The 14381-nt window shown below is 72.0% G+C and carries 13 protein-coding genes; 6 read left to right on the top strand and 7 right to left on the bottom strand.

The genetic code is table 11. The features are described 5' to 3' along the window. Positions 1–256: 256 nt before the first annotated feature. Both ACFYW7_RS22595 and ACFYW7_RS22590 read right to left on the bottom strand, forming a co-directional pair. Positions 257–1114 carry a PHP domain-containing protein gene (locus ACFYW7_RS22595; RefSeq protein WP_389505059.1) on the bottom strand — a complete coding sequence of 286 codons (858 nt, stop codon included), beginning with the start codon at positions 1112–1114 and terminating at the stop codon, positions 257–259. 156 nt (positions 1115–1270) lie between these two features. Next, on the bottom strand, positions 1271–1912 hold the full coding sequence (locus ACFYW7_RS22590; protein WP_389505057.1) for a DUF6758 family protein: 642 nt from the start codon (positions 1910–1912) through the stop codon (positions 1271–1273). 163 nt (positions 1913–2075) lie between these two features. On the opposite strand from ACFYW7_RS22590, the gene ACFYW7_RS22585 reads away from it, so the two are divergent. After that, positions 2076–3365, top strand: a complete 1290-nt coding sequence (locus ACFYW7_RS22585; protein ID WP_389505055.1) for an MFS transporter — start codon at positions 2076–2078, stop codon at positions 3363–3365. A 93-nt stretch (positions 3366–3458) separates the two neighbouring features. Here ACFYW7_RS22585 and ACFYW7_RS22580 read toward each other — a convergent pair whose 3' ends face one another. Then, positions 3459–4043 carry a suppressor of fused domain protein gene (locus tag ACFYW7_RS22580; protein WP_389505053.1) on the bottom strand — a complete coding sequence of 195 codons (585 nt, stop codon included), beginning with the start codon at positions 4041–4043 and terminating at the stop codon, positions 3459–3461. 619 nt (positions 4044–4662) lie between these two features. On the opposite strand from ACFYW7_RS22580, the gene ACFYW7_RS22575 reads away from it, so the two are divergent. Both ACFYW7_RS22575 and ACFYW7_RS22570 read left to right on the top strand, forming a co-directional pair. Next, the gene (locus ACFYW7_RS22575) at positions 4663–5775 is read left to right on the top strand and encodes a magnesium and cobalt transport protein CorA (protein WP_389505051.1); all 1113 of its coding nucleotides are present in this window, start codon (positions 4663–4665) and stop codon (positions 5773–5775) included. A gap of 24 nt (positions 5776–5799) precedes the next feature. Beyond that, positions 5800–6342: a hypothetical protein gene (locus ACFYW7_RS22570; protein ID WP_389505049.1), complete on the top strand. Its 543-nt coding sequence runs from the start codon at positions 5800–5802 to the stop codon at positions 6340–6342. Positions 6343–6413: 71 nt separating this feature from the next. Here ACFYW7_RS22570 and ACFYW7_RS22565 read toward each other — a convergent pair whose 3' ends face one another. Next, the gene (locus ACFYW7_RS22565; RefSeq protein WP_389505047.1) at positions 6414–7172 is read right to left on the bottom strand and encodes a hypothetical protein; all 759 of its coding nucleotides are present in this window, start codon (positions 7170–7172) and stop codon (positions 6414–6416) included. A 186-nt stretch (positions 7173–7358) separates the two neighbouring features. Here ACFYW7_RS22565 and ACFYW7_RS22560 point away from each other — a divergent pair, with 186 nt between their 5' ends. The 3 genes from ACFYW7_RS22560 to ACFYW7_RS22550 are packed head-to-tail and all read left to right on the top strand — an operon-like array spanning position 7359 to position 10529. Beyond that, complete coding sequence (locus ACFYW7_RS22560; RefSeq protein WP_389505044.1) at positions 7359–8765, top strand: magnesium transporter MgtE N-terminal domain-containing protein; 1407 nt, start codon at positions 7359–7361, stop codon at positions 8763–8765. After that, positions 8755–9351, top strand: a complete 597-nt coding sequence (locus ACFYW7_RS22555) for a DUF1003 domain-containing protein (protein ID WP_389505042.1) — start codon at positions 8755–8757, stop codon at positions 9349–9351. Before ACFYW7_RS22560 ends, ACFYW7_RS22555 begins: the two co-directional genes overlap by 11 nt. Before the next feature lie 44 nt (positions 9352–9395). Beyond that, complete coding sequence (locus ACFYW7_RS22550; protein ID WP_389505040.1) at positions 9396–10529, top strand: Mrp/NBP35 family ATP-binding protein; 1134 nt, start codon at positions 9396–9398, stop codon at positions 10527–10529. Between the two features lie 140 nt (positions 10530–10669). Here ACFYW7_RS22550 and ACFYW7_RS22545 read toward each other — a convergent pair whose 3' ends face one another. The 3 genes from ACFYW7_RS22545 to ACFYW7_RS22535 form a co-directional block, all read right to left on the bottom strand. Beyond that, positions 10670–11332, bottom strand: coding sequence for a hypothetical protein (locus tag ACFYW7_RS22545; RefSeq protein WP_389505038.1), 663 nt, complete (start codon positions 11330–11332; stop codon positions 10670–10672). Positions 11333–11666: 334 nt separating this feature from the next. After that, entirely contained in the window at positions 11667–12104 is a 438-nt protein-coding gene (locus tag ACFYW7_RS22540) for a sec-independent translocase (RefSeq protein WP_389505036.1), read from the bottom strand. A 220-nt stretch (positions 12105–12324) separates the two neighbouring features. After that, positions 12325–14373 (bottom strand): trypsin-like peptidase domain-containing protein, encoded by a 2049-nt coding sequence (locus tag ACFYW7_RS22535; RefSeq protein ID WP_389505034.1) that lies wholly within the window; start codon positions 14371–14373, stop codon positions 12325–12327. Positions 14374–14381 lie beyond the last annotated feature (8 nt).

The following is a 14381-nucleotide window of genomic DNA, read 5'->3' as shown; positions in this document are numbered from 1 at the left end:
GAGACGGGACGGACCGGACCCGGCCGGCGCGAACCAATCAGCTCGCGCGGACCGGCCGGCTCGCCCGGTCCGACCGGCTTGTGCGGACCGACCAGCCCGTCAGGGCCGCCCGGCTCGTGCGAGCCGACCGGCCGATACGGGACGAGCGGCCGATACCGGCCTCAGGACGCCATCGGCCCGCCGAAACGGACCTGACGGCAGGTCGGCCACGTCCGGAGCAGACCTGGCGACCAGGTCCGGCACGGAACGGCCGGTCTCAGGCTCCGCCCGCGCCCGGCACCGGGAACGCCCCGGTGGCCCGGCGGGTGATCTCCCCGTAGACCTCGGGATCCGTCGTGAACTCGCCGAGCACACAGGTCTTGCGGCTGCCGTGGTAGTCGGACGAGCCCGTGGTGAGCAGCCCCAGTTCGGCGGCCAGGCCGCGCAGCCGCGCGCGGGTGGCCGGCTCGTGGTCCATGTGGTCGACCTCGATGCCGTCGAGTCCCGCCGTGGCGAGCTCCGCGATCACCGACTCCGGCACGGTGCGGCCCCGCTTGGCGGCGGCCGGGTGCGCGAACACGGTGACGCCACCGGCCCCCTTGACCAGCCGGATCGCCTCGAAGGGGTCGGTCTCGTGCTTGGGGACGTAGGCGCGGCCCCCGTCGGCGAGCCACTGCTCGGTGAAGGCGTCGGAGACACTGCCGACGACGCCCAGTTCGACCAGCGCGGAGGCGATGTGCGGGCGCCCGACCGATCCGTCGCCCGCGATGCGCGCCACCCGCTCCCAGGTGATCGGCACACCGAGCTCCCGGAGCCTGGCGACCATGCCCTTGGCGCGCGGCACCCGGTCGTCCCGCACCAGTTCGCGCTCGGCGAGCAGTGCGGGCTCCTCGGGATCGAAGAGGTAGGCCAGCATGTGCATGCTGATGCCGTCGACGCGGCAGGAGAGTTCGGCGCCGGTGACGAGGGTGAGCCCCTCGGGCAGCGCGGCGATCGCCTCGGTGTGCCCGCGGGTGGTGTCGTGGTCGGTCAGCGCGACGACGTCCAGACCGGCCGCCGCCGCGTTGCGCACCAGCTCGGCCGGAGTGTCCGTACCGTCGGAGGCGATGGAGTGGGCGTGCAGATCGATGCGCACTACGCGACTCCAGGCGGTGACGAAACGGACGGGGACGCTCAAGGATAACGGGAATCCGCGACCCTCTTGTCACACCCGTACCGGGCGGGCGCCCCCTACAGAATCTCTCCGGGCCCTTCGTGTCCGGCGTTCGCGGACGGGCGGTCCCGCGGGGCGCTACGGCTCCAGGATGCGTGGCGACAGCGCCCCGCACGGCAGCAGGTCCACCTCCGCGCCCGCGTCGCGCAGATCCGTCAGGACCAGTTCGTCGTACATCAGCAGTCCGGTCTGCTCGGGCCAGACGACAGCCCACAGCCACAGCCCGCGCGCCTCGCCCGCGAAGACGGCCCGGTCGTCGGGGGAGCTGGAGACATGCCAGAGCGGAGTGGGCCGGCCCGCGGCGAGGACCTTCGCCTGCGGCGGTTTCTCCACGCTCATGTACGGGCCGGGATCGGGTCCGTCGATGCCCGCGTACCGCGCGCCGAGGCCTACGCCGAGTTCCTCGGCGACCAGGATCAGCTCACCCATGCCGCCCAGCGGCCCGGGCCCCGAGCAGGCGATGACGGTGGCCCGGCCACCGCTGCGGTCGTCCCCCGCGAACGCCGCCCCGGTGAACAGCCACCCGACCGGCAGCGGCCACGGCATCCACACCGGGACCCGGGCGCGGTGCACGACCACACCGAGGGCCTCGACGCTGGGCGGGATCACGGGCTGCAGCGGATGCACCGTGCCGTGCGCATCGCACTGCCAGGAATCGGCAAAAAGGCCGGGAGCCCTGACCCGGCCACCACACTTCGGGCAACTGGGTTCGCCCCTCATAAGGACCAACGGTCCTCCCCGTGCTCCGCCGCGTCAAGGACGATCACCCGTCCGCCGTGTGCCCGTCCCGCCAAAAACTACATGCATCTTGCATTAATTAGCTCACCTAATTTATTGTGTGTATAAGCCAACGATCCAGTCGGGACACAGCGAGGGAGCGGGCATGATCAACAGCACGGAAGGCCCCGCGGACGAGAACACGGCCGATGCCGGCGCGATGGGCCTCCTGCGACAGCCGAGGGCCGTCTGGGCGACCGCGGGCGCGTCCGTCGTCGCCTTCATGGGCATCGGGCTCGTCGACCCGATCCTGCCGTCCATCGCCGCGGGGCTCGACGCCACGGCCGGCCAGGTGTCCCTGCTCTTCACCTCGTACTTCCTCATCACCGCGTTCGCGATGCTGCTGACCGGCTTCGTCTCCAGCCGGATCGGCGGGCGGCGGACCCTGCTGCTCGGCCTCGCCCTCGTCGTGGTCTTCGCCGGACTCGCCGGCACCTCGGGGTCGGTCGGCGAGCTCGTCGGCTTCCGGGCCGGCTGGGGCCTCGGCAACGCCCTGTTCGTCTCCACGGCGCTCGCCGTCATCGTCGGCGCGGCGGCCGGCGGCAGCGCGGCGGCGATCCTGCTGTACGAGTCCGCGCTGGGCCTCGGCATGGCCTGCGGGCCCCTGCTGGGAGCCCTGCTCGGTGACGCCAGCTGGCGCTACCCCTTCTTCGGCACGGCCTTCCTGATGGCGGTCGGCTTCCTGGGCATCACGGCGTTCCTGAAGGAGCAGCCGAAGCCGGCACGCCGGACCTCTCCGCTCGACCCGCTGCGCGCCCTCGGCCACGGCGGCCTCGCCTCCGCCGCGACGTCCGCGTTCTTCTACAACTACACCTTCTTCACCGTCCTGGCCTTCACCCCGTTCGTGCTGGACATGACGCCGTACAAGTCCGGCGCGGTGTTCTTCTGCTGGGGTGTGCTGCTCGCGGTCTTCTCGGTGATCGTGGCACCGCGCGCGCAGGCCCGGTTCGGCTCACTGAGGGTGCTGGGCGGCTCGCTGGTGCTGCTCGCCGCCGACGTGCTCGTCCTCGGGTACGGCGACCACACCACCGCCGTCGTCTGCACGGTCCTGTCCGGCGCCTTCATCGGCGTGAACAACACCGTCTACACGGAACTGGCCCTCGGCGTCTCGGACGCGCCGCGTCCGGTGGCGAGCGCGGGCTACAACTTCGTGCGCTGGTTCGCGGCCGCGGCGGCGCCGTACTTCGCTCCGAAGATCGAGGAGTGGAGCGACGTCCACGTTCCGTTCGTGGTCGCCGCGATCACCGCGCTGCTGGGCGCGGCGGTGGTCCTCGTACGGCGTGAGGCACTCGCCCTTCCCCACTCCCGGCCCCGTCCGGGCGGGGGAACCCCCGCCGCCGAGGAGCGGGCGCCGGTCCGCACCGGCGAGGACGGTGCCACCGCCCTCGCCGGCTGACCGGAGCGGATCGGAGCGGACCGGGAGACGCAAGGCGACAGGCTCACCAGGGCGGGACTTGACGATCGGTCAAGTCCCCAGCCCCAGCGGGTGTCAGTCCAGGGGGACGGACTTGCGCAGCGGGTCGCGCAGGTCCGTCCCGCCGTTCAGCCAGCGCTCCTGGAGTGCGGCGGCGCCGTGAACACGCTTCCAGGCGGCTTCGTTGGGCGTCATCGGCAGCAGCGGCAGGAACCGTACGGGATCGGCGGGCTCGTCCAGCTCCAGGTCCTCCACCAGACCGCCGGACTCCGCGACCAGGACGGAGGTGAACGGCGCGCCGGGCCACAGGGGTTCGCCCACGTCGAGCGAGGCGCCCGGAGCCACGATCAGTCCCTCGACCTGGGGAGAGGCGGCGAGCACGGCCAGCGGCCGGAGCGCCTTGTCGGTGTCGGCGCCGCCCGGACGGACCGACAGGACCAGCTCGGCGCGCGGGCCCTTCACCGGATCGGCGAGCACGGCGGTGGGGTCCGCCATCGGCTGGGCGGACATGCCCAGCGTGGCGTAGCGGACGATGTCGCCCTCGGTGAAACGCAACACCTCGATGCGGTCGGTGCCCAGGAAGGTGACCGCGGCCCGCGCGTCGGGTTCGCCCAGCGCGGAGCGCAAACGGGCCTCGACCAGAGGAAGAACATCAACCATGCGCCGAGCATAGGCCGCACGGATCGCCGGACGGCGCACTGGACCCCTGGTCAACAACGCGCAAAGCCGGGACTTGACGTATCGGTGCGCTGATAGTCTTGGCCGCCGGTCGGAGCAACGCCTGGCTGGAGCCTTCACCCAGACCCTCTTGGCGCTGGGGGAGTTGCTCCCGGGCTCCGGCACGCTGAGACTGATCTGACTCCCCTTCGGAGGGAGACAGACTCCCCTTCGGGGGATGGATCGTCCCCCACGGGGGACCGGCCGGAGGAGGTGGGGCTGCAATGGACCGAAGTCGACCGTGCAGTACCACCCGCTCTTCCGGTCGCTGAGTCCGTAGCTCGTCCCGCTGGGTTCTCAACCCTGTCGGCTACTGCCTCTCGCCATCGCGTGCATACCTGTCAGCGTTGCCCGGTGCACCGCGGAAGAGCGCTTCGTTTCCGCCTGATCTGTCTGATCTGAACCCCTGATCTGTCCGATCTGAACCAACAGCGAAGCCGCCACCGCGACGGTGCGGTGCTTCCCGCTTTGTGGACGTGCCAAACATCCGCAGTCAGGACGTCCCCATTCCGGGCAGTTCCAACCGTCGTCGGCCGCCTCCGCCCGCGAAAAGGAGCCTGCCATGTCGATGATCCGTGACCTGCGCGCCGCGGTCCGCCCCCGCCCCTCGCCGCGCAAGGACAGTGGCTCGTACGACACCACCCGCGACCCCGGCACCCCGTCGGCCGTGGTCGACTGCGCCGTCTACCGCGACGGTGCCCGCGTCCAGAGCCGGACGCCGCTCACCCCGCACGAGGCGATGCGTCAGGTGCGCCGCGACGGCGGGTTCGTGTGGATCGGCCTGCACGAGCCCACCGAGGACGAATTCGCCGGTATCGCACGGGAGTTCGGCCTGCACCCGCTGGCCGTCGAGGACGCCGTCCAGGCCCACCAGCGGCCCAAGCTGGAGCGCTACGACGACTCCCTCTTCACCGTCTTCAAGACCATCCACTACGTCGAGCACGACCGGCTGACGGCGACCAGCGAGATCGTCGAGACCGGCGAGGTCATGTGCTTCACCGGCCGGGACTTCTTCATCACCGTCCGGCACGGCGGCCAGGGCTCGCTGCGCGCGCTGCGGCACCGGCTCCAGGACGACCCCGAGCTGCTCGCCAAGGGCCCCTCGGCGGTCCTGCACGCGATCGCCGACCACGTGGTCGACGGCTACATCGCGGTCGCAGACGCCGTGCAGGACGACATCGACGAGGTCGAGACCGAGGTGTTCTCGCCGGGCCGCAAGGGCACCCCGCGCGGCACGGACGCCGGGCAGATCTACCAGCTCAAGCGCGAGGTGCTGGAGTTCAAGCGGGCGGTGTCGCCGCTGCTGCGCCCTATGCAGCTGCTGAGCGAGCGCCCGATGCGGCTCATCGACCCCGACATCCAGAAGTACTTCCGCGACGTCGCCGACCACCTCGCGCGCGTGCAGGAGCAGGTCCTCGGCTTCGACGAACTGCTCAACTCGATCCTCCAGGCCAACCTCGCGCAGGCCTCCGTGGCGCAGAACGAGGACATGCGCAAGATCACGTCCTGGGCCGCGATCGTCGCCGTACCGACGATGGTCTGCGGCGTCTACGGAATGAACTTCGAGTACATGCCCGAGCTGCACTGGCGCTACGGCTACCCCGTGATCATGGGGGCCACGGTCGGGCTCTGCCTCTCCATCCACCGCATCCTGAAGCGCAACGGCTGGCTGTAGTACGGGCTGGATACTCTTGGCCCCATGACGCAAGAGCTGCTCGACAAGGCCCTCGTCGAGGAGGCCACCAAGAAGTCCGGGCTGATCTGGGTGCGGGGCTCCGGCGAGCCGACGCCCCCCGGTCCGGGCCGGGAGGCGGCCACCCGCGCGCTGTGGCACGTGTGGCACGACGGCGCGGCCTGCGTCGTCGGCGACGGGCCCGGCGAGCAGCCGCTGCCAGGGCTGACCGGCGGGGGCGAGGCCGTCGTCACCGTCCGCAGCAAGGACAAGGGCGGACGGCTCGTCTCCTGGACCGCCAGGGTCGTCGAGCTGGCTCCGGCCTCCCCGGAGTGGGAGGCGGCCGTCGGCGAGCTCAAGGGCAAACGGCTGAACGCCCCCGACGGCGAGGCCATGCCGGAGCGCTGGGCGCGCGAGTGCCGGGTGCTGCGCCTGGAGCCGACCGGCGCCACCGCCGAGCTGCCCGACGGTTCGCTCGCCGAGCGGCCGCCGCCGAGCCCCGCGACCACCCGCCGGCCGATCCCGGCGGCGCTGCCCCGTCTGCTGCTGAAGCGGCGCGGGCGCCGGTAGGCCCTGTCGTCACCCTCCCGCCTGCCTCGCGGGCGACGACGGGAAGGTGACGACAGGACCTGGAAGCGGGGCTACGACGCGGGCAGCTGCTGCCCGTAGTCGACCGTCTCCTTCTTGGAGGGCTCCTTCAGCGGGAAGTCCTTGCCCCAGTCGGTCAGCCGGAGCGAGCCGGCGTTGCCCGCGCGCGACAGCAGGAGCGGGTACGGGGTCCCCTGGAGGGAGACGTCCAGGGTGCCGCCCGAGCCCTTGTCGCCGGTGATGCGGATGGTGCGGACCCCGGACTGCTCGTGATGACCGTCCGTGGCGAGGGCGCCGTGCAGGCTGAGCAGCCCGTCCAGCAGGACGTCCTTGTCGGTGAAGCCGCTGAAGCGCTTGTACGCCGGGTCGCCGGTCGGCACCTTCACGTACATGCCCTCCAGCTTCTCCGCCGCCGCGGTGTCCGTCGGCTTGTCGCCGCTCCTGCCCTCCTCATGGGCCCAGAACCCGGCGTCGGCCTTGAGGAAGAGGTGCTCACCGACCCTCAGCAGCCGGAAACCGGCCCCCTTCGAGGTGACCGAGCCGCTGCCGCCGTCGGACTTCAGGCGCATGTCGAGGGTGTACGTGACCCCGTTGGAGACGACGGTCCCGGAGAGCCGTACGGCCTCCGCCGCCTCGGCCGCCTTCTTCGTCTTCGCCTGGATGGTGGCGGCGGGCAGTTTGCCGACCCCGTTCGTCCCCGCGTCGGGGTCCTCCTTGCCGCACCCCGTCAGGCCCGTCCCTGTCACGGCCAGTGCGCACATCGCGGCCACCGTCACGGCTCTGCGGGTACGGCCCTGGGGAATTGCAGTCACAGGTGGGGCTGCCTCTCGTGCGCGGTCCTCAACGGCGTACGGCAGCGTACCGGTGCCGGCCCGGCCCCACGGAGGCAGTCCGTCCGGACCGCCCACCAGGGCGTATCCGACCGGGACGGGCTAGCCTGAAGCCCACCCGAGCGGACAGACCGGCACATGACGCTTCGAAGCGAAGGAGGCGCGCGCATGCCCGCAGGCGCCCCCCGGATCTTCGTCTCGCACCTGGCCGGTGTCGCCGTCTTCGACCCGAACGGCGACCAGGTGGGCCGCGTGCGGGACCTCGTCGCCATGCTGCGCGTCGGACGGCGCCCGCCCCGGCTGCTGGGCCTCGTCGTCGAACTGTCCACGCGCCGCCGGATCTTCCTGCCCATGACCCGGGTGACCGGCATCGAGTCCGGCCAGGTCATCACGACCGGCGTCCTGAACGTCCGGCGCTTCGAGCAGCGGCCGACCGAACGGCTCGTCTTCGGCGAGCTCCTCGACCGGCTCGTGACCCTCGTCGAGACGGGCGAGGAGGTGACCGTCCTGGACGTGTCGGTCCAGCAGCTGCCGGCCCGCAGGGACTGGGAGATCGGCCGGGTCTTCGTCCGCAAGGGCCGCAGCGGCACCTTCAGGCGCTCCAAGGGCGAGACGATGACGGTCGACTGGTCCTCCGTCACCGGGTTCTCCCTGGAGGAGCACGGACAGGGCGCGGAGAGCCTGCTCGCCACCTTCGAGCAGCTGCGCCCGGCCGACCTCGCGAACGTGCTGCACCACCTGTCGCCGAAGCGGCGCGGCGAGGTGGCCGCCGCCCTCGACGACGACCGCCTCGCCGACGTCCTCGAAGAACTGCCCGAGGACGACCAGATCGAGATCCTGGGCAAGCTCAAGGAGGAGCGCGCGGCCGACGTCCTGGAGGCGATGGACCCCGACGACGCGGCCGACCTGCTCGCCGAACTGCCCACCGAGGACGTGGAGCGGCTGCTGGCCCTGATGCGGCCCGGCGAGGCGGCGGACGTCCGGCGGCTGATGGCGTACGCGGAACGGACGGCCGGCGGACTCATGACCACCGAACCCATCGTGCTGCGGGCCGACGCGACCGTCGCCGAAGCGCTCGCGCGGGTCCGCGACCCCGACCTCTCCCCCGCGCTGGCCGCCCAGGTGTACGTGTGCCGTCCGCCGGACGAGACACCGACGGGCAAGTACCTGGGCGCGGTGCATTTTCAGCGGCTGCTGCGCGATCCGCCGTTCACCCTGGTCGGCTCGCTCGTGGACGACGACCTCCAGCCGCTGGCCCCGGAGGACGAACTGCCCGTGGTCGCCGGGTTCTTCGCGACGTACGACATGGTCGCCGCGCCCGTCGTCGACGAGAGCGGCTCGCTGCTCGGCGCGGTGACCGTGGACGACGTACTGGACCACCTGCTGCCCGAGGACTGGCGGGAGACGGAGTTCCACCTCGACGAGGGCGTGCACGAGAGCGTGCACGAGGGCACCCACGAGGGCGAGCGCGAGGGTGGCCGTGAAGGCGTCCACGAGGGCACTCACGGCCCCGGGGACGGCCCTCGGGGACCGGACGACGGCCCGCTCGGCGGAGGAGAACGCCATGGCGCCTGAGCGTGAGGCCCGTGAGCGGGTCGCCAGTGGGTCGACGGCCACGCCCCGGCCGCGCATCCGGCTGGACCAGCCCAAGCTGCCGGGACGCAGACTGCTGCCCGAGTGGGACCCGGAAGCCTTCGGACGGCTCTCCGAGCGCATCGCCCGTTTCCTCGGCACCGGACGGTTCATCGTCTGGATGACGGTCGTCATCATCGTGTGGGTGCTGTGGAACATCTTCGCGCCGGGCGACCTCCGTTTCGACAACTACCCGTTCATCTTCCTGACGCTGATGCTGTCGCTCCAGGCGTCCTACGCCGCCCCGCTGATCCTGCTCGCGCAGAACCGGCAGGACGACCGCGACCGGGTCAACCTGGAGCAGGACCGCAAACAGAACGAGCGCTCGATCGCGGACACCGAGTACCTCACCCGCGAGATCGCCGCGCTGCGGATGGGCCTCGGCGAGGTCGCCACCCGCGACTGGATCCGCAACGAGCTCCAGGACCTGGTCAAGGAGCTGGAGGACCGCCATCCCGACGGTCACCGGGACGATCGGATCGTATTCCCGGCGGAACGGTCGCAGGGACGTGACGTAGAAGACCGGTGACAGGGCTTTCCGGGGTGCATGGGGAGCGCCGTACCATCGTCCCTATGGTTACGGAAGACGCGGTGCGTGAAGCACTGGCGACGGTGAACGACCCCGAGATCAACCGACCCATCACCGAACTGGGGATGGTCAAATCGGTGGGGATCGGTGCGGATGGCGTGGTCGCGGTCGCCGTGTACCTGACGGTCTCCGGCTGCCCCATGCGCGACACGATCACCCAGCGGGTGACCGAGGCGGTCTCGGGGGTCGAGGGCGTCACCGCCGTCGAGGTCGAGCTCGACGTGATGAGCGACGAACAGCGCCGTGAACTGGCGACCGCGCTGAAGGGCGGTGCGGCCGAGCGCGAGGTGCCCTTCGCCAAGCCCGGCTCGCTCACCCGCGTGTACGCGGTCGCCTCCGGCAAGGGCGGCGTCGGCAAGTCCTCGGTCACCGTGAACCTGGCGGCGGCGATGGCCGCCGACGGGCTCAAGGTCGGCGTCGTGGACGCCGACATCTACGGCCACTCGGTGCCGCGCATGCTCGGCGCGGAGGGCCGGCCCACCCAGGTCGAGAACATGATCATGCCGCCGTCCGCGCACGGCGTGAAGGTCATCTCCATCGGCATGTTCACCCCGGGCAACGCGCCGGTGGTCTGGCGCGGCCCCATGCTCCACCGGGCCCTCCAGCAGTTCCTGGCGGACGTGTACTGGGGCGACCTGGACGTCCTGCTCCTCGACCTCCCGCCGGGCACGGGCGACATCGCGATCTCCGTCGCGCAGCTCGTCCCGAACGCCGAGATCCTGGTCGTCACGACCCCGCAGCAGGCGGCGGCCGAGGTGGCCGAGCGCGCCGGTTCCATCGCCGTGCAGACCCACCAGAAGATCGTGGGCGTCGTCGAGAACATGGCGGGGCTGCCCTGCCCGCACTGCGACGAGATGGTGGACGTCTTCGGCACCGGCGGCGGCCAGTCCGTCGCCGACGGCCTGACCCGCACCACCGGCGCGACCGTCCCGGTCCTCGGCTCCATCCCGATCGACGTCCGCCTGCGCGAGGGCGGCGACGAGGGCAGGCCGGTCGTCCTGACCGACCCCGACTCCCCCGCCGGCGCGGCGCTGCGTGCCATCGCCGGCAAGCTGGGCGGCCGTCAGCGCGGCCTGTCGGGCATGTCGCTGGGAATCACCCCGCGCAACAAGTTCTAGGACGTCCCGGGACGTCCCCACGAGGTCCCGCCGCTTCCCGTACGAGGGGAGCGGCGGCCCTGCCCGTACGAAGGAGGGGGCGCCGTCCGCACGGACGGCGCCCCCTTCCTCGTAGCGCCTGCCGGAGAACCGGCGGGGCGCTACTGCTGGTCGTACGCGGCGATGTCCTTGATCATCGCGAAGCCCAGCCCGTACGCGCTCATCCCTCGGCCGTACGCGCCCACGTGGACCCCTTCCTGGGTGGAACCCGCGAGGACCCAGCCGAACTCGGACTCGCGGTAGTGGAAGGGCGTGGGGACGCCGTCCACGGGAAGGGACAGCGTGGACCAGTCCGGGCCGTTCAGGTCGTCGGCCAGCACCCACGCGGTCTCGGTCTGCTGGTCCAGCCAGTCGTCGCGCAGGGTGTGGTCCATCTGACCGGGCCAGGTGAAGGACAGCAGTCCCACACCGGCCAGCCACGCGGCCGAGGACACCGAGGTGGCCTCCAGCAGTCCCGTGCCGTCCGCGCTGCGCCGTACGGGGCTGGCGGCGACGGTGACCACCACCGCGAACCGTTCCTTGTCCTCGCCCGGTTCGGGGCGCACCGACGGCTCGTCGCCGTGCCCGATCGAACCGTGCTCGACGGCACCGTCCGCCGAGGTACCCACCTGCATCAGCCAGTGCGGCCCCGTGAAGGCCTCGTCGAGGCCGTACCAAGGGAAGGGCGCCAGCAGGTAGCCGTCGACCGTGCGCCGGGCGGAGGGGACCTGTTGTCCGCCCTCCGCAGCCGGCGCCTGCGCGCCTACCCGACTTGTCGTCTCCATCTGCCGGACGCCTCCTCGCTCTCGTCGGACCGGGTGGCCCGCCCCCCTCGGGCGTCCTTGTCGGTCCGCACAACAACTGGGCAGCATAGCCACCCCGCTCCGAGCAGCGGCGAAAGCGCCCGGCGCGTAAGGCGTGCGCACGGCGGATTCGAGCCGCGCGGGGCATCTTTTCGGTCACCCGCCGAACACGTCCCCGGGCTCCGCGGAGGCCGGCGCCGCGGCCTTCCGGGGGCGGCGGCGCGTGGCCCACGAGGGCACGGAAGCGCCTCCCACGGGGACGGCGGGGATTTCCTCGACCGGTGTCCGCGGTACGGCTCAGGCGCCGTCGTACGGCTCAGGTGGCGTCGGCGTCGTACGGCGGGCGCTCGTCCGCCTCGAGCTTCTCGCGCTTCTTCGTCATGTCGACGGAGCCGCCGGCCGAGCCGTTCGAGGACCCGGAGGGCTCGGCGTCGCGGCCGTGCACCGCGTCCGTGACGTCGGCCATCTCCTTCTTCAGGTCGAAGCCGTTACGGATCTCCTTGAGCCCCAGCTCGTCCCTGTCCAGCTGCTTGCGGAGGAACGTCTTGGGGTTAAGGTCCTCGAACTCGAAGTCCTTGAACTCCGGGCCGAGTTCATCGCGGATGTCCGCCTTGGCGCTCTCCGAGAACTCGCGGATCTTGCGGATGGTGCGCGTGACGTCCTGAATCACCTTCGGGAGCTTCTCGGGACCGAAGACGAGCACGGCGAGGACGACGATCGTCACCAGCTCGAGCAGTCCTATGTCATTGAACACCTGTAGCTCCTTGCGATGCCCTCGGTCCTCGGCCCTCGGTGGTCTTCCGTGGTCCGGGCCGGGTCCAACGGTACCCGGCGTTCCTGTCCGTCCGGAACTGTCCCGGGGCTTCCCACTCCATCTGCCCCACGGGTTTTCCGTGTTGTTTGCCGTCGCGAGGGGCGGTGTCGCGCCCCCGCCGGGCGTTTCGTGTCACATCCGGGCGATCCCCGCCGCGCTCTCAGTCACCGTCCGCGGAGCCGAGGACGAGGGTGACCGTCCGGTCCGCGCCGGCCCGCCGGACCGTCAGCCGGAGCCGGTCGCCGGGCCGGTGGGCCCGGGTCTTCACGATGAGTTCCTCGCCGGAGTGGACCCGCCTGCCGTCGACCTCGGTGATGACGTCGCCCGGTTCGACGCCCGCCTTCGCGCCGGGACCCCCCGCGGTGACGGAGGGGCCTCCGCCCGTGGCCTTCGCGGCGACCCGCGCGCCGTCGCCGTCGTAGCCCATGTCGAGGGTGACACCGATCACGGGATGGGTGGCCCTGCCGTCGTTGATGAGCTCCTCGGCCACGCGCTTGGCCTGGTTGACGGGGATGGCGAAGCCGAGCCCGATGGAACCGGCCTGACCGCTCCCCGGATCGGAGTCGCCGCCGCTGTCGGCGGAACGGATGGCGCTGTTGATGCCGATGACCCGGGCCCGCGAGTCGAGCAGCGGCCCGCCCGAGTTGCCGGGGTTGATGGGCGCGTCGGTCTGGAGGGCGTCCACGTACGAGACGTCCGAGCCGTCGCCCTTCTCACCGCCGGCCGTGATGGGCCGCTCCTTGGCGCTGATGATCCCGGAGGTGACCGTGTTGGCGAGGTCGAAGGGCGCGCCGATGGCCACCACGGGGTCGCCGACCTGGACGTTGTCCGAGTTGCCCAGTGGCAGGGGGGCGAGTCCGCGGACACCGGAGACCTTGACCACGGCGAGGTCGTAGCCGCTGTCGTGCCCGACGACCTCGGCCTTGGCGGTCTCCCCGCCGCTGAACGTCACGGATATCTCGCCGCCACGGCCGGCCGGTGCGATCACGTGGTTGTTGGTGAGGATGTGTCCCTGGCCGTCGAGGACGAATCCGGTACCGGTGTCCTCCTCGTCGGTCCCGCGCACGTGCAGGGTGACGACGCCGGGCAGCGCGTGGGCCGCGATCCCGGCCACGCTGTCCGGGGCGCGCCCGGGAGCCTCCTTGGCGGCCTGGGGCAACTCGATGTCCGTCAGCCCCCCGTTCCGCTCCAGGTACGCCCCCATGGCGCCGCCCACGCCTCCGGACACCAGCGCGAGGGCCACGGCGCCGAGCGCCAGCCTCTTCCTCGCGCGGCCGCGTCGCTGCGCCACGGTGGGCACGGCGATCCCGTTCTGCTGGAGGGGTCCCGGCGCGGCCCAGGGGTCGTAGTTCCGCCAGGGTCCGGGGACGGCGGCGGGCCCGGGCGCGGACGGCTCGGGGACGCGGTTCGGGTGCGCCGAGGACTCCGGTCCCGGCGGCGGGCCCGGGATGGCCGGCTCCGGTCCGCGCGGAAGCCCGTGTCCGGCGGACGCCGTCGGCGGCGCCTCCGGGGGCACGGTGTCGAAGGGCGCGGTGTCGAAGGGCGCGCCCTGGGCCGGGATTCCCCCTGCGAAGTATGTGTCCCTGGCGGGGTCCGCCTCACCGGGGTGCGTGTCCTGGGTCGGCGCCTGCCCACCGTTTGGCGTGCCCTGGGCGGGGACGACCGCCGCCGGAGAGCCCGGCGCCTGCGGGTCCGGCCGGTGCGCGGCCGTCGGGTGCTGGACCGGTGGGGCGGGGGCCCAGGGGCCCGGCCTGCCGTAGGGCGGGGTGCCGTAGGGATCGGGGTCGTGCAGGGGCCCGGCACGCCGTGCGGCGGGCCGCTCCAGCTCGAAGTCCCCGTCATGGCCGGTGTCGTGGCCGTCGCCTCCGGGATCTTCCTGGAAACCGGCGGGGAGGACGACGGGGAGGACGGGCTCGGAACCGGAGGAGATCTCTTCCCCGACCGGACCGGGGAGCCCCGCGGGCCTCTCCAGACGGAAATCGCCGTCATCGGGGTCGGGCTCGGGGTCGGCCGCCCTCTGCGCGAAGGCTCCCGCCGCGGAGTCGGGGACGGGCCCGTCGCACCGCTCGCCGGCCCCCGCGCTCTCCTGGCGGACGGCGGGGTGCGCGGCTTCCGGTTCCGCCGGGTGAGCCGGCGCGCCGTCGGTCCCCGGGTCCTGCGGCCGGGGTCGATTCCACCACTTCGCCTTCGTGGGCTTCCCCTGGTTCATGCTCTCCC

This window comes from Streptomyces sp. NPDC002580 (genome assembly GCF_042889485.1).
In the GTDB taxonomy this organism is placed as follows: Bacteria; Actinomycetota; Actinomycetes; order Streptomycetales; family Streptomycetaceae; genus Streptomyces.
This window is presented reverse-complemented; position numbering and strand designations above follow the sequence as displayed.

Excerpts from the sequence above, each read along its gene's own strand:
- ACFYW7_RS22590 (WP_389505057.1), bottom strand. The coding sequence starts at position 1,912 with ATGAGGGGCGAACCCAGTTGCCCGAAGTGTGGTGGCCGGGTCAGGGCT.
- ACFYW7_RS22585 (WP_389505055.1), top strand. The coding sequence starts at position 2,076 with ATGATCAACAGCACGGAAGGCCCCGCGGACGAGAACACGGCCGATGCC.
- ACFYW7_RS22580 (WP_389505053.1), bottom strand. The coding sequence starts at position 4,043 with ATGGTTGATGTTCTTCCTCTGGTCGAGGCCCGTTTGCGCTCCGCGCTG.
- ACFYW7_RS22575 (WP_389505051.1), top strand. The coding sequence starts at position 4,663 with ATGTCGATGATCCGTGACCTGCGCGCCGCGGTCCGCCCCCGCCCCTCG.
- ACFYW7_RS22570 (WP_389505049.1), top strand. The coding sequence starts at position 5,800 with ATGACGCAAGAGCTGCTCGACAAGGCCCTCGTCGAGGAGGCCACCAAG.
- ACFYW7_RS22560 (WP_389505044.1), top strand. The coding sequence starts at position 7,359 with ATGCCCGCAGGCGCCCCCCGGATCTTCGTCTCGCACCTGGCCGGTGTC.
- ACFYW7_RS22555 (WP_389505042.1), top strand. The coding sequence starts at position 8,755 with ATGGCGCCTGAGCGTGAGGCCCGTGAGCGGGTCGCCAGTGGGTCGACG.
- ACFYW7_RS22550 (WP_389505040.1), top strand. The coding sequence starts at position 9,396 with ATGGTTACGGAAGACGCGGTGCGTGAAGCACTGGCGACGGTGAACGAC.
- ACFYW7_RS22545 (WP_389505038.1), bottom strand. The coding sequence starts at position 11,332 with ATGGAGACGACAAGTCGGGTAGGCGCGCAGGCGCCGGCTGCGGAGGGC.
- ACFYW7_RS22535 (WP_389505034.1), bottom strand. The coding sequence starts at position 14,373 with ATGAACCAGGGGAAGCCCACGAAGGCGAAGTGGTGGAATCGACCCCGG.